The sequence below is a fragment of the Streptomyces toyocaensis genome (assembly GCF_000725125.1).
Classification (GTDB): Bacteria; Actinomycetota; Actinomycetes; order Streptomycetales; family Streptomycetaceae; genus Streptomyces; species Streptomyces toyocaensis.
The window spans coordinates 113,625-130,900 of sequence record NZ_JFCB01000009.1 but is presented as its reverse complement, the minus strand read 5'-3'; the positions used below and the strand labels follow the sequence as shown (position 1 = coordinate 130,900).

General features: G+C 71.8%; 15 protein-coding genes. 11 read left to right on the top strand and 4 right to left on the bottom strand.

Features of this window, described 5'->3' with window-relative positions; genetic code table 11:
- Positions 1-44: 44 nt before the first annotated feature.
- The 9 genes from BU52_RS12880 to BU52_RS12840 all read left to right on the top strand — a co-directional run bounded on the left by BU52_RS12880 (position 45) and on the right by BU52_RS12840 (position 11,321).
- Positions 45-1,133: a hypothetical protein gene (locus BU52_RS12880; protein WP_037932829.1), complete on the top strand. Its 1,089-nt coding sequence runs from the start codon at positions 45-47 to the stop codon at positions 1,131-1,133.
- 311 nt (positions 1,134-1,444) lie between these two features.
- Positions 1,445-2,674 (top strand): amidohydrolase, encoded by a 1,230-nt coding sequence (locus BU52_RS12875; RefSeq protein WP_037932827.1) that lies wholly within the window; start codon positions 1,445-1,447, stop codon positions 2,672-2,674.
- Positions 2,675-2,925: 251 nt separating this feature from the next.
- Entirely contained in the window at positions 2,926-3,975 is a 1,050-nt protein-coding gene (locus BU52_RS12870) for a BMP family lipoprotein (protein ID WP_037932826.1), read from the top strand.
- Positions 3,976-4,237: 262 nt separating this feature from the next.
- Positions 4,238-5,287 carry a BMP family lipoprotein gene (locus BU52_RS12865; protein ID WP_037932824.1) on the top strand — a complete coding sequence of 350 codons (1,050 nt, stop codon included), beginning with the start codon at positions 4,238-4,240 and terminating at the stop codon, positions 5,285-5,287.
- Between the two features lie 281 nt (positions 5,288-5,568).
- On the top strand, positions 5,569-7,146 hold the full coding sequence (locus BU52_RS12860) for an ABC transporter ATP-binding protein (protein WP_037932821.1): 1,578 nt from the start codon (positions 5,569-5,571) through the stop codon (positions 7,144-7,146).
- Positions 7,146-8,279, top strand: a complete 1,134-nt coding sequence (locus BU52_RS12855) for an ABC transporter permease (RefSeq protein ID WP_037932819.1) — start codon at positions 7,146-7,148, stop codon at positions 8,277-8,279. Before BU52_RS12860 ends, BU52_RS12855 begins: the two co-directional genes overlap by 1 nt.
- Positions 8,276-9,550: an ABC transporter permease gene (locus BU52_RS12850; protein WP_037932816.1), complete on the top strand. Its 1,275-nt coding sequence runs from the start codon at positions 8,276-8,278 to the stop codon at positions 9,548-9,550. The genes BU52_RS12855 and BU52_RS12850 overlap by 4 nt, the downstream gene beginning before the upstream one ends.
- Positions 9,547-9,945, top strand: a complete 399-nt coding sequence (locus BU52_RS12845) for a cytidine deaminase (RefSeq protein WP_037932813.1) — start codon at positions 9,547-9,549, stop codon at positions 9,943-9,945. The genes BU52_RS12850 and BU52_RS12845 overlap by 4 nt, the downstream gene beginning before the upstream one ends.
- A gap of 98 nt (positions 9,946-10,043) precedes the next feature.
- Positions 10,044-11,321 carry a thymidine phosphorylase gene (locus BU52_RS12840; protein ID WP_200881187.1) on the top strand — a complete coding sequence of 426 codons (1,278 nt, stop codon included), beginning with the start codon at positions 10,044-10,046 and terminating at the stop codon, positions 11,319-11,321.
- Positions 11,322-11,524: 203 nt separating this feature from the next.
- Here BU52_RS12840 and BU52_RS12835 read toward each other — a convergent pair whose 3' ends face one another.
- Complete coding sequence (locus BU52_RS12835; RefSeq protein WP_037932807.1) at positions 11,525-12,445, bottom strand: AEC family transporter; 921 nt, start codon at positions 12,443-12,445, stop codon at positions 11,525-11,527.
- Between the two features lie 123 nt (positions 12,446-12,568).
- Between BU52_RS12835 and BU52_RS33485 the strand changes: the two genes are divergently transcribed.
- Positions 12,569-12,964: an STAS domain-containing protein gene (locus tag BU52_RS33485; protein ID WP_157847868.1), complete on the top strand. Its 396-nt coding sequence runs from the start codon at positions 12,569-12,571 to the stop codon at positions 12,962-12,964.
- Here the strand turns inward: BU52_RS33485 and BU52_RS12830 are convergent.
- Both BU52_RS12830 and BU52_RS12825 read right to left on the bottom strand, forming a co-directional pair.
- On the bottom strand, positions 12,848-13,864 hold the full coding sequence (locus BU52_RS12830; protein WP_037932804.1) for a sigma-70 family RNA polymerase sigma factor: 1,017 nt from the start codon (positions 13,862-13,864) through the stop codon (positions 12,848-12,850). The two genes, BU52_RS33485 and BU52_RS12830, sit on opposite strands and share 117 nt — an antisense overlap.
- 284 nt (positions 13,865-14,148) lie before the next feature.
- The gene (locus tag BU52_RS12825; protein ID WP_037932802.1) at positions 14,149-15,432 is read right to left on the bottom strand and encodes an MFS transporter; all 1,284 of its coding nucleotides are present in this window, start codon (positions 15,430-15,432) and stop codon (positions 14,149-14,151) included.
- A 63-nt stretch (positions 15,433-15,495) separates the two neighbouring features.
- Here BU52_RS12825 and BU52_RS12820 point away from each other — a divergent pair, with 63 nt between their 5' ends.
- Complete coding sequence (locus BU52_RS12820; RefSeq protein WP_037932799.1) at positions 15,496-16,458, top strand: LysR family transcriptional regulator; 963 nt, start codon at positions 15,496-15,498, stop codon at positions 16,456-16,458.
- A gap of 17 nt (positions 16,459-16,475) precedes the next feature.
- Here the strand turns inward: BU52_RS12820 and BU52_RS12815 are convergent, their stop codons facing one another.
- Positions 16,476-17,237, bottom strand: coding sequence for an alpha/beta hydrolase (locus BU52_RS12815; RefSeq protein ID WP_037932796.1), 762 nt, complete (start codon positions 17,235-17,237; stop codon positions 16,476-16,478).
- Positions 17,238-17,276: the final 39 nt, after the last annotated feature.

Here is a 17,276-nt window from a genome sequence, read left to right as displayed (position 1 = left end):
CCCCACCCCATCCCCACCACGACGACGGGAACGGTCGTACGTCGATGAGCCCCCGCGCCGGCCGGTCCGGCCCCCACACTCTCGCCTTCGTCGAGAGCCCGGTACAGCTGCTCAACGTGCTGGAGTGGGCGCACGCGCACGCGCCCGGCGGGGGGCTCTCCCTGGTGGTGCTGTCCCCGGTGGACCCGATGACCCGCGGCCAGCTGCGCCGGATGGCGGAGCTGGCCCGCGAGGAGGGGCACGAGGTCCGCTGGGAGGAGGCACGCGGGGGAGCGGGGGCCCCGCTGCGGACGGTCGGCGGACTGTCAGGGCCGCTCCGCCGGGCCGCTCGTGTCGTCCTCGGCGACCCCTTCTCGCGCTACGTCCAGCTGCTGCTGACGATCACCCGGGCGCGGGAGGTCGTCGTGGTCGACGACGGCACGGCGACCATGGAGTTCGTCGGGCAGCTCGCCCGCGGTGAGCGGCTGGTGCGCTGGCACCGCAAGGGCGGCCGTCCCGGCCCCCGCGACCTGCTCCTCGCCCCCGTGTCCACCGCCGCCCAGCGCCGGCTCACCCCGGGCGGGAGACGCACGGTGGAGGTCTTCACCTCGATGCCCATGGAGGACACGCCGCCCGGAGTGACCGTCAGCGCCCACACCTTCGCCTGGACCCGGGACCGCTTCGGCCCGCCCCGCGTCACCCGGGGAGCCGACCTGGTGGGCACGTCGCTGGTGGAGACCGGCGTCGTGGACGGCGACGCCTACCTGGAAGCCGTCCGCTCCCTGGCGAGGACCCACGGAACCCGGCGCTACTTCGCGCACCGCCGCGAGAGCACGGAGAAGCTCCACCGGCTGGCGGTCGAGACGGGCCTGGAGATCGTGCGCCCCGAACTGCCCCTGGAACTGATCGCCCGCCGCGGCCCCATCGGCCGCACCGTGCTCAGCTTTCCGTCCACGGTCGTCCACACCCTCCCCCTCGCCCTGACCGGCACGGGCGTCCGCGTCACGGTCTGCGACATAGACCCCGCCTGGCTGACCGACACGGCCTCGCCCCGCGCGCGGGGCTTCCTGTCGGGGGTGACGGACTCGGCACGGGGCGTCCACCGGCTCCCGGCGGTGGCGGCGCCGGCCCGGCCCTGCGGCCTCGGGTGCTGAGCCGGCCGCCCCCGTCCGGCCCTGCGCCGCCCCCGGCTGTCCGCCAGATGAACCGGTCCGCGTGGGCTGGGCCGAGCGTGGTATCCGTGAAGGAGGCGGATGGGTGCCGGAGCCATGACACGGCAGTGACGCATGTCATGGTCCGGCAGGTCAGGGGGCCTTCCTCCCGCGAAAGGGCGGCGAGTTTACCCATCCGGATTGACAGCTATGCGTAGGGCAACCGACTTTTCTTCGCCTGACGGGCTGATTTTTCTTGATCGGGGGTCAGTAACGGGCGTCGGCGCCCTACTCTTCAAAGGGTGAAACCACTGATGTCACTGGAGTCCGAGGTCGACCTCCCCGGCGGAGCGGTGCTCCCCGGAGCGTTGCCCGAGGCCCTGCGTGCCGAGCTGGTCGCCTTCCGGCGCGACCTGCACATGCACCCGGAGCTCGGCAACCAGGAGTTCCGCACCACCGCCGCGATCAAGGAACGTCTGGAGCGGGCCGGCCTCCGGCCGCGCGTCCTCTCCAGCGGGACCGGCGTGATCTGTGACATCGGGACCGACGGCGAGGCGGGCACCGACTCGGCGATGCTGGCCATGCGCGCCGACATCGACGGCCTGCCCATCCCCGACATGAAGACCGAGTGCCCCTACCGCTCCACCGTGCCCGACCGCGCCCACGCCTGCGGTCACGACGTGCACACCACCGTGGTGCTGGGCACCGGCCTCGTCCTCGCCGAACTGCACCGCCAGGGCCTGCTGCCCCGCCCCGTCCGGCTGATCTTCCAGCCCGCCGAGGAGGTGCTGCCCGGCGGCGCCGCCGACGCCATCGCGGACGGTGCGCTCGACGGCATCGGCCGGATCATCGCCGTGCACTGCGACCCCCGCGTCGACGCCGGCCGGATCGGGCTGCGCCAGGGCCCCATCACCTCCGCCTGCGACCGGCTGGAGATCGCCCTCGACGGCCCCGGCGGCCACACCGCCCGGCCGCACCTGACCACCGACCTGGTCACCGCCGCCGCCCGCGTCGTCACGGACGTGCCCGCCCTGGTCGGCCGGCGGATCGACAGCCGCAGCGGACTCGCCGTCACCTGGGGCAGGGTCGAATCGGGCCACGCGCCCAACGTCATCCCGCAGCACGCCGAGCTGTCCGGAACCGTGCGCTGCCTGGACCTGGAGGCCTGGCGGCAGGCCCCCGACATCGTGGTCGCGGCCATCGACGAGGTGGCCAACCTGCACCGCGCCAAGTCGGAGATCAACTACGTGCGCGGCGTCCCGCCGGTGGTCAACGAGGCGGGGGCCACCGAACTGCTGCGCGACGCCATGATCGCCCGGCGCGGAGTGGAGTCCGTCGAGGACACCCAGCAGAGCCTCGGCGGCGAGGACTTCTCCTGGTACCTCGAGCGGGTCCCCGGCGCCATGGCCCGCCTCGGCGTCCGCCCGCCCGGCGAGCGCACCGTGCGCGACCTGCACCAGGGCGACTTCGACGTGGACGAGCACGCGATCACCGTGGGCGTGGAGCTCTTCACCGCCGCCGCCCTCCTGGACGCGCTCCGCTGAGACCTCCTCCTGCCCCCGCTCCGCTTGCGTGCCGGGTGGGGGCGGGGCAGCGTGGGGCGCGTGCAGGCACGCGCGTCATGCCGACCGCCCGTTCCGGTCCCCCGCGACCCTCTGGTTCACCAGGACGTAACCGGCCATCGGCACGAATGGATAACGGCCCCGCGGAACCCCGTTCCCAGGAGTGTCTACGCGCGTTAATGTGCGCCGAACCGAGCACCCGCTGCGGGGCTTTGGAGAATGGGGAGCTTGAGATGCGTCGGATATCCAAACTGACCCGCGTAGCGGTGGGGGTCGCCTCGCTCGCACTCGCCGCCACCGCCTGCGGCGGCACCAGCAGTGACAACGGCGACAGCGGCGGCTCCAAGGAAGACCTCGGCCTGGCCATCGCCTACGACATCGGCGGCAAGGGCGACCAGTCCTTCAACGACGCCGCCTTCGCCGGCCTGACCAAGGCCAAGGACGAGTTCGGCTACAAGACCGCCGACGTCGAGCCCACCGAGGGCGAGACCGACGCGGACAAGGAGCAGCGCCTGGCCTCGCTGGCCCGCCAGGGCTACAACCCGGTCATCGGTGTCGGCTTCGCCTACGGCCCCGCCATGAAGGCCGTGGCCGCCAAGTACCCGAAGACCACCTTCGGCATCGTCGACTCCGTGGTCGAGGGCGAGAACGTCGCCTCCCTCGTCTTCGCCGAGGAGCAGGCCTCCTACCTCGCCGGTGTCGCCGCCGCCAAGGCCACCAAGACCGATGTCGTCGGCTTCGTGGGCGGCGTGGACATCCCGCTGATCAACAAGTTCGAGGCCGGCTACAAGCAGGGCGTGCGGGACACCGACGCCAAGGTGAAGGTGGTCTCGCAGTACCTGACGCAGACCGCGGAGGAGGGCGGCTTCTCCAGCCCGGACAAGGGCAAGGCCGCCGCCGAGGGCCAGATCGAGAAGAAGGCCGACGTCGTCTACCAGGCGGCCGGCCTGTCCGGTCAGGGCGTCATCGAGGCCGCCGCGAAGGCCAAGGTCTGGGCGATCGGCGTCGACTCCGACCAGTACCAGCAGGAAGCCCTCGCCGCGTACAAGGACTACATCCTCACCTCCGCCCTGAAGGACGTCGGTGGCGCGGTGTACGCCCTGGCCAAGTCGGTGGAGGACGAGAAGCCGCTGACCGGCACCCAGGTCTTCGACCTCAAGGTCAACGGCGTCGGCCTCTCGGAGAGCAACCCGAAGATGGCCGAGGTCCCGGGCCTGACGGACGCCGTGGCCAAGGCCAAGGAAGGCATCATCGACGGCTCCATCACGGTCGAGACGGAGTAGTCGCGGTACGGAGCATCCGTACGAAGCGGGCGGGCGCCCTCCGGCGCCCGCCCGCTTCGGCGTTCCGGCCTCCGCTCACCCACCGCCACCCTCCGTTCGCGATCGGCAAGGCCCTGACCACGGCTCGGAAGCGTGTTGGGCACGGCCGGATAACAAGGTGGACAGAAGGGGTTTTCAGGCAGGTCTACGCGCGTTAATCTGCGGCGAAGCCAGCGCCGTAGCTGTACCGTCCCGGCGCTTTGTACGACTAGGAGCACCACACATGCGCCGGATTTCCCGGATCACGGTCGCAGGCGCAGCGACCGCCTCCCTGGCCCTCGCCCTCTCCGCCTGCGGCGGCACCTCGACCTCCTCCGACTCCTCCGACTCGAAGGGCGACAAGGGTCTGGCCATCGCCTACGACGTCGGCGGCAAGGGCGACCAGTCCTTCAACGACGCCGCGTACGCGGGCCTGGAGCAGGCGAAGAAGGAGTTCGGCTACGAGACCGCCGACGTCGAGCCCACCGACGGCGAGACGGACGCCGACAAGGAGCAGCGCCTGGTCTCGCTGGCGAAGCAGGGCTACAACCCGGTCGTCGGTGTCGGCTACGCGTACGCCTCCGCCGTGAAGGGCGCCGCGGAGAAGTTCCCGGACACCACCTTCGGCATCGTCGACGACGCCACGGTCGAGGCCGGCAACGTGGCCGACCTGGTCTTCTCCGAGGAGCAGGCCTCCTACCTGGCCGGTGTCGCCGCCGCCGAGAGCACCAAGACCGATGTCGTCGGCTTCGTGGGCGGCGTGGACATCCCGCTGATCCACAAGTTCCGCGCGGGCTTCGAGCAGGGCGTCAAGGACACCGACCCGAAGGTCAAGGTCATCTCGCAGTTCCTGACGCAGACCGCGGAGGAGGGCGGCTTCTCCAGCCCGGACAAGGGCAAGTCCGCCGCCGAGGGCCAGATCGAGAAGAAGGCCGACGTCGTGTACGCGGCCGCCGGCCTGTCCGGCCAGGGCGTCATCGAGGCCGCCGCCGCCAACAAGGTGTGGGCGATCGGCGTCGACTCCGACCAGTACCAGCAGGAAGCGCTCGCCAAGTACAAGGACTCGATCCTCACCTCGGCGATGAAGGACGTCGCCAAGGCGGTGTACAACCTGGCGAAGTCGGTGGAGGACGGCAAGCCCGCGACCGGTATCGTCAAGGGCGATCTGAAGACGGGTGAGGTGAGCCTGTCGAACTCCAACCCGAAGTTCGCGGACGACGCCGAGCTCCAGGAAGCCATCAAGACGGCCAAGGAGAAGATCATCAGCGGCGAGATCAAGGTCAAGTCCAGCTGAACAACCCTCTGAGGGGTGCCTCATGGTTCAGGCCGGCTCGGGGAGGCGGGGCGTTGTGCGCGCGGCCCCGGCGGGATCCATGAGGCACCTCCCGAGGCACCGCGGGGTCGCGGCCGCTGGACGGGGTACGGAGAGCCGGGCTCTCCGTACCCCGTCGGTCAAGGGCGCCACCCCTTTGTATGCCGTAGGGGCGCTACGCGCGTAGACGGCCCCCGTCCCCAGGAGAGTGCGTCATCAACGCGTCCAGCAGCCCTCCGGCCGGAGCGGCGGTCAACAGTTCGGTGACCGCCGTCGAACTCGCCGGGATCACCAAGCGCTTCCCCGGCGTCGTCGCCAACCACGACATCCACCTCACCGTCCGCAAGGGCACCGTCCACGCCCTCGTCGGTGAGAACGGCGCCGGCAAGTCGACCCTGATGAAGATCCTCTACGGCATGCAGAAGCCGGACGAGGGCACCATCGCGGTCGGCGGCGAGACGGTGAGCTTCTCGTCGCCCGCCGACGCCATCGCGCTCGGCATCGGCATGGTGCACCAGCACTTCATGCTCGCCGACAACCTCACCGTCCTCGAGAACGTCGTCCTCGGCAGCGAGAAGCTCCACGGCATCGGCGCCAAGGCCCGCCGAAGGATCAAGGAGCTCTCCGAGCGCTACGGCCTCGGCGTCCGCCCCGACGTCCTGGTCGAGGAACTCGGCGTCGCCGCACGCCAGCGCGTGGAGATCCTCAAGGTCCTCTACCGCGGCGCCACCACGCTGATCCTCGACGAGCCCACCGCGGTCCTCGTGCCGCAGGAGGTCGACGCGCTCTTCGACAACCTGCGCGAGCTGAAGGCCGAGGGCCTGTCGGTCATCTTCATCTCCCACAAGCTGGGCGAGGTCCTCTCCGTGGCCGACGACATCACCGTCATCCGCCGCGGTACGACCGTCGGCACCGCCGTCCCCGCCGAAACCACCGCGCGCCAGCTCGCCGAGATGATGGTTGGCAGCGAACTGCCCACCCCCGAGACCGCCGAGTCCACGGTCACCGACCGTCCCGTCATCACCGTCGACAAGCTGCGGCTGACGGCCGCCGGCGGCAAGGTCCTGCTCGACGACATCACCTTCACCATCCACGAGGGCGAGGTCCTCGGCATCGCGGGCGTCGAGGGCAACGGCCAGACCGAACTGGTCGACGCCCTCATCGGACTGAAGTCCGCCGATTCCGGTGTCATCCGGCTGGCGGACCGGGAGATCACCGCCTGGCCCACCCGCAGGCGCCGCGAGCAGGGCATCGGCTACATCCCCGAGGACCGGCACCGCCACGGCCTGCTCCTGGAGGCCCCCCTCTGGGAGAACCGCATCCTGGGCCACGTCACCGAACGGCCCAACGCCAAGGGCGTCTGGCTGGACCCGAAGGCCGCCCAGGAGGACACCCGCCGGATCGTCGAGGAGTACGACGTCCGCACCCCCGGCATCGACGTCACCGCGGCCTCCCTCTCCGGCGGCAACCAGCAGAAGCTGATCGTCGGGCGCGAGATGACCCACAAGCCGCGCTTCCTGATCGCCGCCCACCCCACCCGCGGTGTGGACGTCGGCGCCCAGGCCGCCATCTGGGACCACATCCGCGAGGCCCGCCGCGAGGGCCTGGCCGTGCTGCTGATCTCCGCCGACCTGGACGAGCTGATCGGCCTGTCCGACACCCTCCGGGTGATCTACGACGGCAAGCTGGTCGCGGACGCCGACCCGGCCACCATCACCCCCGAGGCCCTGGGCACCGCCATGACCGGCGCCGCCTCGGGACACCTCGAACAGGAAGACAACCCCGAGACCTCGGCCGACGGGTCCCAGTCCCCCGAGTCCGAGGAAGACGAGGCCCGCTGATGAAGAAGTTCGACAAGGAGCGTGTGCTCCTCGCGGTGGCCGGACCGGTCATCGCGCTCGCCGTGGCCTTCGTGCTGAGCGCCGTCGTGCTGCTCGCCTCCGGCAAGAACCCGGTCGAGCCGTTCGCCCTGATGTTCGAGCAGGCCGGTTTCTCCGACATCCAGGTGCTGATCATCAACCAGGCCTCGATGTACTACATCGCGGCCCTCGCGGTGGCCATCGGCTTCCGGATGAACCTGTTCAACATCGGCGTCGACGGCCAGTACCAGCTCGGCGCCATGATGGCCGCCATCGTCGGCGCCCACATGAACCTGCCGGCCGTCCTGCAGATCCCGCTGCTGCTCCTCACCGCCGTGTTCACCGGCGCCTTCTGGGCCGGCGTCGCCGGCGTCCTCAAGGTCACCCGGGGCGTCAGCGAGGTCGTCGCGACGATCATGCTCAACGCGATCGCGACGTCCGTCATCGGCTACATGTGGCTGCCCACGGTCTTCGGCGTGAAGGTCGGCAACAACAACACCACCGGCGAGATGTACGAGTCCGGCTGGATCCCCGGCATCGACATGGGCGCGGCCGGCGAGATCTACGGCCTGGTGATCCTCGCCGTCCTCCTCGGCATCGGCTACTGGATCGTCCTGAACCGCACCCGCTTCGGCTTCGACCTGCGCGCCTCCGGCGCCTCGGAGTCCGCCGCAGCGGCCAGCGGCGTCGACCCCAAGCGCATGGTGCTCACCGCCATGCTGCTCTCCGGCGCCGTCGCCGGTCTCGCGGGCCTGCCGATCCTGCTCGGCGACGCCCACACCTACAACCTCAGCTTCCCCACCGGCATCGGCTTCCTCGGCATCGGCATCGCCCTGCTCGGCCGCAACAGCCCGGTCGGCATCGCCTTCGCCGCCCTCCTGTGGGCCTGGCTCGACAAGGCCTCGCCCGAGCTGGACTTCCACGGCTACGACAAGGAGATCGCGGTCATCATGCAGGGCCTGATCGTCCTCTCCGTCGTGGTCTCCTACGAGGCCGTCCGCGAATGGGGTCTGCGCCGCCAGCAGCGCCGGGTCGGCGCCGAGCTCGCCGCGGGCCACGTTCTCGGAGGCCCGGACGCCGACAACAACACCACGAAGGAGGTGGCCGGCCGATGACCGCACCGACCACAGCGACCGACGTCAACCAGCCGTCGCTGGAGCACGCACCGAAGGCCGGCCGCCGTCTGTCCTGGCCCGTCCTGCTCCTGGTCATCGCCGGAGCCCTGGCCCTGACCTCGATCGTGCGCCTGATCACGGGTGCCGACGGCATCACCAACGTCAGCCAGATGTCGACCGCACTCCAGCTCGCCGTCCCGATCGGCCTCGCCGGCCTCGGCGGCCTGTGGGCCGAGCGCGCGGGCGTCGTCAACATCGGCCTCGAAGGCATGATGATCCTGGGCACCTGGTTCGGCGCCTGGGCCGGATTCCAGTGGGGTCCGTGGACCGGCGTCCTGGTCGGCCTCATCGGCGGCGCGATCGGCGGCCTGCTGCACGCGATCGTCACCGTCACCTTCAACGTCAACCACATCGTCTCCGGTGTGGCGATCAACATCCTCGCCCTCGGCGCCACCCGCTACCTCGCCCCGCTGGCCTTCGTGGGCCACCAGGGCGGCTCCGCCAAGCAGTCCCCGCCGGTCGAGTCCCTCGGTCACTTCACCGTGCCCGGACTGTCCGACGCCCTGAGGGAACTCAACGACAAGGGCTGGTTCTTCGTCTCCGACATCGCGGGCCTGCTGGGCGGACTGGTCACCAACGTCTCCTGGCTGACCCTGATCGCCGTCGCGCTCGTCCCCGCCACCTGGTGGATCCTGTGGCGCACCCCGTTCGGCCTGCGGCTGCGCTCCTGCGGTGAGAACCCGATCGCCGCCGAGTCCCTCGGCGTCAACGTCTACAAGTACAAGTACCTCGCGGTGATCATCTCCGGCGCCCTGGCCGGCCTCGGCGGTGTGTTCCTCTCCATCGTGGCCAACCCGTTCTACCTGGAGGGGCAGGTCAGCGGACGCGGCTTCATCGGCCTCGCCGCGATGATCTTCGGCAACTGGATGCCGGGCGGTCTCGCCATCGGCGCCGGCCTCTTCGGCTACACCGACAGCCTCAACCTGCGCGGCGGCTCCGCCAACGTGCACGCCCTGCTGCTGCTCGGCGCCCTGCTGCTGCTCATCGGCGCGATCTACCTCGTCATCCGCAAGAAGTACGTCCACGCGGTGATCACCCTGGTCGTCGGCGCCCTCGTCTTCGCCTGGTACGCCGGCACCAACGAGGTCCCCAACCAGGTCGTCGCCGCCACGCCGTACGTCATCACCCTCGTCGTCCTCGCCCTCTCCGCCCAGCGGCTGCGCATGCCCAGGGCCAACGGCATGCCCTACCGGAAGGGGCAGGGCAAGTGACCACGGCCGACGTCGACTGGGAGGCGCTGCGCGCCGTCGCCCGGGAGGCCATGACCCACGCCTACGTCCCCTACTCGGGGTACCCGGTGGGCGTCGCGGCCCTGGTCGACGACGGGCGCACGGTCTCCGGCTGCAACGTCGAGAACGCGTCGTACGGTCTCGGCCTGTGCGCCGAGTGCGGCATGGTCTCGGAGCTGCACCGCACCGGCGGTGGCCGGCTCACCCACTTCACCTGTGTGGACGGCCGGGGCGAGATCCTCGTCCCGTGCGGCCGTTGCCGCCAGCTGCTGTACGAGTTCGGCGGGTCCGGACTGCTGCTGGAGACCCCGGCGGGAATCCTGCCGCTGTCGGAGATGCTGCCCCAGGCCTTCGGCCCGCAGCACCTCACCAAGTAACTCCCGTGCGGCCCCTCCGGACGACCGACGGCACCGCCGCCACCGTCGACCGGAGGGGCCGCGCCCTTCGCACCCCGGAAGGAACCCCGGCCATGGCCATGGACGCCATCTCCGTCATCCGCACCAAGCGGGACCGCGGCGAACTCAGCGACGAGCAGATCGACTGGGTGATCGACGCGTACACCCGCGGGGAGGTGGCCGACGAGCAGATGTCGGCCCTCGCCATGGCGATCCTGCTCAACGGCATGAACCGGAGCGAGATCGCCCGCTGGACGGCCGCGATGATCGCATCCGGCGAACGCATGGACTTCTCGTCCCTGTCCCGCCCCACCGCCGACAAGCACTCCACCGGAGGCGTCGGCGACAAGATCACCCTCCCGCTGGCCCCCCTCGTCGCGGCCTGCGGCGCGGCCGTCCCGCAGCTCTCCGGCCGCGGCCTCGGCCACACCGGCGGCACGCTCGACAAGCTGGAGTCCATCCCCGGCTGGCGCGCCCTGCTCTCCAACGAGGAGATGCTGTCCGTGCTGGACAACACCGGCGCGGTGATCTGCGCGGCCGGTGACGGGCTGGCCCCCGCCGACAAGAAGCTCTACGCGCTCCGCGACGTGACCGGCACGGTCGAGGCGATCCCGCTGATCGCCTCCTCGATCATGTCGAAGAAGATCGCGGAGGGCACCGGGTCCCTGGTCCTGGACGTGAAGGTCGGCACGGGCGCCTTCATGAAGACCCTCGACGACGCCCGCGAACTGGCCCGCACCATGGTCGGTCTGGGCACCGACTCCGGAGTGCGGACGGTCGCCCTCCTGACCGACATGTCCACCCCGCTCGGCCTGACCGCGGGCAACGCGCTCGAGGTCCGCGAGTCCGTCGAGGTCCTGGCGGGCGGCGGCCCGGCGGACGTCGTCGAGCTGACCCTCGCCCTCGCCCGCGAGATGCTCGACGCGGCCGGCCTGAAGGACGCCGACCCGGCGAAGGCCCTCGCCGACGGCTCCGCGATGGACGTCTGGCGCCGCATGATCGCGGCCCAGGGCGGTGACCCGGACGCGGAGCTGCCGGTGGCCCGCGAGCAGCACGTGGTGCACGCTCCGGCCTCGGGCGTGCTGACCCGCCTGGACGCCTACGGCATCGGCGTCGCCGCCTGGCGCCTCGGCGCGGGCCGCGCCCGCAAGGAGGACCCGGTGCAGGCGGGTGCGGGCGTCGAACTCCACGCCAAGCCCGGCGACCGGGTGACCGAGGGCCAGCCCCTCCTCACCCTGCACACGGACACCCCGGAACGCTTCGAGTACGCGCTCCGGTCGGTGGAGGGCTCGTACGACGTCGTCCCGCAGGGCACGGACTTCACGGCCACCCCGGTCGTGCGGGAACGTATCGCCTGACCAGTGGTTTCCCTTGATCGGGTGAACGGGACCGGTGGACCCCCACCGGTCCCGTTCGGCATGCTGTACTCGGTGACGCTGGGACGACCTCGTCCGCTTCCGACGGTCCGACCGCGACGCTCTGCGGTGAACCGAAGGGCGACGTCCACCGTCCCTCGGCCACGGCGACGTCCGGTGAGCCGCTCAAGCTCCCCGCTCCTGAGTCACCCCAGCAGCGCCGCCACCACCACCAGAACCGGCACCGACAGCACCGTGGACACCAGGATCGCCTCCCTGGCCAGGGTCTCGCCCACGCGGTAGCTGCTCGCGTAGGTGAACAGGTTCTGCGCGGCCGGGAGGGCCGAGGTCACCACCACGTCCAGCAGGTGCGCGCCGCGCAGCCCGAAGACGCCCACCGCCAGTACCCAGGCGGCCAGCGGCTGACCCACCGCCTTCAGCGCCACGGCGAGGAGGACGGCGCCCCGGTCCCCGCCCCGCAGCGGCAGCGTGCTGCCGCGCAGCGAGATGCCGAACGCCAGCAGCACGGCCGGGACCGCCATGTTGCCGATCAGGACCACCGGGTCCAGGACCGGTCCCGGTATCTCCACCCCTGCCGCCGACACCGCCACCCCCGCCAGCGACCCCAGCGCGATCGGGTTCCGCAGCGGTGTCAGCAGCCGCCGCCACAACGGCTGCTTCCCGCCCGCCGTCGACAGGTCCAGGACGGTCAGCGCGACCGGCGTGATCCCGACCAGCTGGAACAGCAGTACCGGCGCCACGAGGGAGGCGTCGCCGAGCACGTACACGGCGATCGGAATGCCGAGGTTGCCGGAGTTGACGTAGCTGGAGCACAGGGCGCCGATGGTGGTGCGGCCGACCCCCCAGCCGCGTACGGCACCCACCGAGACGAAGACGCCCGCCACCGCCGCCGTGCTCAGCGCGGTGACCAGCAGCCGGTCCGAGAAGACCACCGACAGGTCGGCCCCGGCCAGGGTGGTGAACAGCAGGGCCGGCGACGCCACGTGGAACGCCAGCTTCGTCAGGACGTCGCGGCCCTGGGCGCCGAGGTGCCCCCGGCGGCCGATGACGTAGCCGACGCCGATGACGACGGCGATCACCAGGAACCCGCTCAGCACCCCCCGCACGACGGCTCCTCGCGGCGGTGGGGGGTACCGGACACCGGGCGCGGCGAGGATCTGTGGCACATGCGGCCACCCTCCGGGGCGGGTCGCGCCCGGGTCAATGTGATCCTCGCGGCGCCCCGCGCGATGAGTTACCCGACCCCGGCCGGTCTACCGGTTGTGGACGCCATGACACCGCCCGTACTCGTGATCAGCGGCCCTCTCACCCGGGACGAGGTGAGCGGGCCGTGCGACGCGCTGCGGGCACTCCTGGACGGCGGAGGCGGTGGGGCGGGCGGGCTGGTCGTCTGCGACGTCGCGGGACTGGGGCCACCCGGTCTCGCGGCCGTGAATTTGCTCGCGCGGCTCCAGCTCACGGCCCGCCGGGCCGGGGGCCGGATACGGCTGCGCGACCCCTCCGCGGCGCTATGCGCCCTGCTCGACCTCGTCGGTCTCCGCTTCGAGATGGAGGGGCAGCCCGAACAGCGGGAACCACCGCTTGGTGTCCAGGAAGCAGTGGAACCCGGTGATCCGGCCGTCTGAGATCTCCAGCACCTGCACCGCCCACGGCGTGTGACCGCCGGCCTCCGGGTCGGGCTTGTACTGCGCGAACCCCGGCAGCCCGTTGACCTCCACCGGTACCAGCCGGGAGTTCGCGCAGGCGGCGCCCAGCGTCGTCATGAACCCCGTGATGTCGTCGGCACCGGTCAGCCACAGGTCGAACGGCGGCATCGTCATGATGGCGTCCTCGTGCAGCAGCGCGGTCAGCGCCGACATGTCGTACCCCTCGAACGCGGCCACGTAGCGCTCGAGCAGTTTCTGCTGCTCCTCGTCCAGCGGGTCGGACACCGACGCCTCGGCACCGGACTGCTGCCGCTCGGCGAGCGTCGCCCGGGCCCGCTGGAGTGCGCTGTTGACCGACGCGACCGACGTGCCCAGCAGCTCGGCGACCTCGCTCGCCTTCCAGGCCAGCACCTCGCGCAGGATCAGCACCGCGCGCTGCTTGGCCGGCAGCTGCTGGAGCGCGGCCATGAAGGCGAGCCGCACCGACTCCTTGGCGACCGCGGCCTCGGCCGGGTCGGCGGGCGTGGGCAGCACCCGGGAGTCGGGCATCGGCTCCAGCCAGGTGCTGTCCGGGCGGGGGGACAGCGCGGCCCGCGCCAGCGGGGTGGACTCCGTCAGGTCCATCGGCCTGGCCCGCTTGTTGCCCGCCGTGAGCATGTCCAGGCACACGTTGGTCGCGATGCGGTACAGCCAGGAACGCAGGCTGGAGCGGCCTTCGAATCTGTCGTAGCTGCGCCAGGCGCGGATCATGGTGTCCTGCACCGCGTCCTCCGCCTCGAAGGACGAGCCGAGCATCCGGTAGCAGTACCCGGTCAGTTCGACCCGGTACTCCTCCAGCCTGGCGTCCAGGTCGGTCGTCGTCGCCGTGCCGTTCGTCATCGTCCACCCACCCCATGTGGCGTCTTCGTGGCGCACCATCGCACCCACCACTCCGGAAGCTACCGCAGCCCACTGACAACGGCCCTTCGAGCGGGCGGACGCCCAGGTCGGCGCGACGGCGCAGTGGCCCAGGCCCCCCTTTTTTGACCCTGGACGGGCCTCGTCCCCCAATCCCCCAGAGGGGGTACCCCAGGGCCGGGCTGGTGTGTCGGCCCCTCCGGCGTTCGAGGAGCGGTGGTCCGGGGGCAGCACCCCCGGGGGCGGGGCGGCGCGGGCGGGGAGAATCAGGCCGGCCGGACCACGGCCGCCCGGGCCGCCGCGCGCGTACCGGCCAGGGTGATCGCCGCGACCCCGGCCACGGCCACCAGCCCGACCCCCACCGTGCCGGCCCACCCACCGGCGTGGAAGGCCAGCGCACCCACCGTGCTCCCCGCGCTGGAGCCGACGTAGTAGGCGGACTGGTAGAGCGCGGCCGCCTGCGCACGCCCCACCTCCGCGGTCTTCCCCACCGCCGACGACGCCACCGCGTGCCCCGCGAAGAACCCCGCGGTGATCAGCACCAGCCCCAGCAGCACCAGCGGCAGCGACTCCGCCAGCGACAGCAGCAGGCCCGCCGCCGTGGTCCCCCCGCCGGCGTACAGCGCTCCCCGGCGCCCCAGCCGGCCCACCAGCCGCCCGGCCGCCGAAGCCGAGACCGTGCCCACCAGATACACCAGGAAGACCGAGCCGGCGATGCCCTGCGGCAGCGAGAACGGCGCGTCGGTCAGCCGGTACCCGATGACCGTGTACACACCGCCGAACACCGTCATGAACAGCGCGCCGATCGCGAACAGCCGCCGCAGCAACGGGTTCGCCAGATGGCCGCGGACCGCACCGGCCAGCACGCGCGGCCGCAGCGAGCCCGGCCGGAAGTGCTTCGGCGCCGGCAGCAGCAGCCGGAAGGCCACCGCGCACGCGACCGCGATGACCCCGATCGCCCCGACGGCGACCCGCCAGCCCCACTCCTGCGCCACCCACCCGGTGATCACCCGGCCGCTCATCCCGCCGACGCTGTTCCCGGCCACGAACAGCCCGATCGCCGTCACCAGCGCCTTGGGCGTGACCTCCTCCGCGAGATAGGCCGTCGCCGAGGCCGGCAGCCCGGCCAGCGCCGCGCCCTGCAGTGCCCGCAGTGCCACCAGCACGCCCAGCGACGGGGCGAACGGCACCAGCAGCCCCAGCGTCACGGCGACGGCCAGGGAGACCGTCATGACCGTGCGCCGTCCGTAGCGCTCCGACAGCGCGCTCATCGGCAGCACGAACAGCGCGAGGCCACCGGTCGCCGCCGACACCGTCCAGCTCGCGTCGCTCGCGCCCACCGCGAAGTCACCGGAGATCAGCGGCAGCAGGGCCTGGGTGGAGTACAGCAGCGCGAACGTCGCGACACCCGCGAGGAACAGGGCGAGACTCATCCGGCGGTAACCGGGACCGCCCGGAGACATCCGGGACCCGTCGGCGGGCGGCTGGGCGGAGGGAACGGTTGCGACGGCGCCCACGCTGGTGGACGCCCCGGTACTGGCGGGAGTCATGCCTAGAAGGTAGGAAGGGGCCCGCTCATCCGTCCAATGCACGGAATCGCCATAATCGTTCCCATGGAGCATCAGCACAGGTCGCGGAGTCGGCTGTCACAGGGCAGTGACACACGAGACACGGACGACATGGCGCGACTGCTCGCGCCCCGCCTCGCGCACTTCGCCGGCGTCGCCCGCACCGAGCACGTCACGCGTGCCGCCCAGGAGATGCAGGTACCGCAGTCCACCCTCTCCCGCGCGATGGTCCGCCTCGAACAGGACCTGGGCGTGGAGCTGTTCGCCCGGCACGGCCGCACGGTCTCCCTGACCCCCGCCGGCCGCACCTTCCTGGCCTCCGTCGAACGCGCCCTCGCCGAGATCGGGCGCGCCGCTGAGGAGGTGCGCGCCGACGCCGACCCCGCCACCGGCAAGGTCGCCTTCGGTTTCCTGCACACCATGGGCGCCGAGACCGTGCCCGGCCTGCTGCACGCCTTCCGCGCCGACCACCCGCGCATCCGGTTCAGCCTCGTCCAGAACTACGGCGAGGCCATGCTGGAGGGCCTGCGGGCGGGTGAACTCGACCTGTGCCTGACCTCTCCGGTGCCCGACGCACCCGACCTCGTCGCCCGCCGCCTCGACGAGCAGAAGCTGCGCCTGGTCGTCCCCGCCGACCACCGCCTCGCCGGCCGCCGCCGCGTCCGCCTGGCCGAGGCCGCCGACGAGACGTTCGTGACCCTGGAACCCGGCTACGGCCTGCGCCGCATCACCGACGACCTCTGCGCACGGGCGGGCTTCACGCCGCGCACCGCCTTCGAGGGCGAGGAGGCCGAGACCCTGCGCGGACTGGTCGCCGCGGGCCTGGGCGTCGCCCTCCTGCCCCCGCCGCCGTTCCCCCGTCCCGGCGTGGTGGAGCTGACGGTGACGGCCCCCAGGGCGGCACGGGAGATCGGCGTGGCCTGGCTGGCCGGCCGTCCGGACACGCCCCCGGTGGCCGCCTTCAAGAAGTTCCTGCTCTCCAAGAGGGGAACTCTGCTCCCCACATGACACCGGGCGCGACGGCGCTACCGCCGCAGGGACTTCCCGAACCCCGCGGCGAGCGGCATCCGCAACCCCAGCGGCGGGGGCGCCGCCAGGGCATCCTGCACGGGCCGGGAGAACGCCCGCCCGAACAACGCCCCCATCACGAAGTCCTCGGACAGCGCCATCACTTCGTCCCGGTACTGGCTCAGCCCGTGCCCGTCCGCATGCACCTCGAACCGGCACACGTCACGGTTCGCCTTCTTCGCGCGTGCCGCCAGCCGGAACGACAACTCGGGGTCGGTCCGCGCGTCATTGGTGCCGTGCACGATCAGCACGCGCCGGCCGGCGAGCTGTTTCACCGGTTCGGGTGGCGCCGCCACGTCCTCCTCCGGCAGCCAGGGGGCAAGGGCCAGTACGGAGTTGACGGCCTCGTGACCGCCCGCGCGGAGCGCGGCCCTGCCGCCCATGCCGAGACCGGCCAGGCAGACGGGGACGTCCCCGTAGCGCCGTACGGCCTCGTCCGCGGCCCAGGCGGCGTCGTGCGCGAGATGCGCCTCGCTGCCGTTCCAGCCGCGCCAGCGGTAGTGGACGACGTGGGCGGCGAGGCTCTGCTCCCGTCCCGCGCGGGTGAGACGGCGGCCGAGGCCCCGTACGGAGGCGGCCGCCCGAAGGGGGGACGGCCGGCGGCTGGAGACCTCCTCGCCGCCGGGGAGCAGCAGCACCACACCGCTCACCGCCGTCTGCTCCGGGCCGAGCGCCCTCCCCAGCCGGGCCGTGCGAACCGGCGTCGCTTGCTGTGCCATGACAGAACAGTCTCAGAAGCGCCGGTGTACGCGACCCGT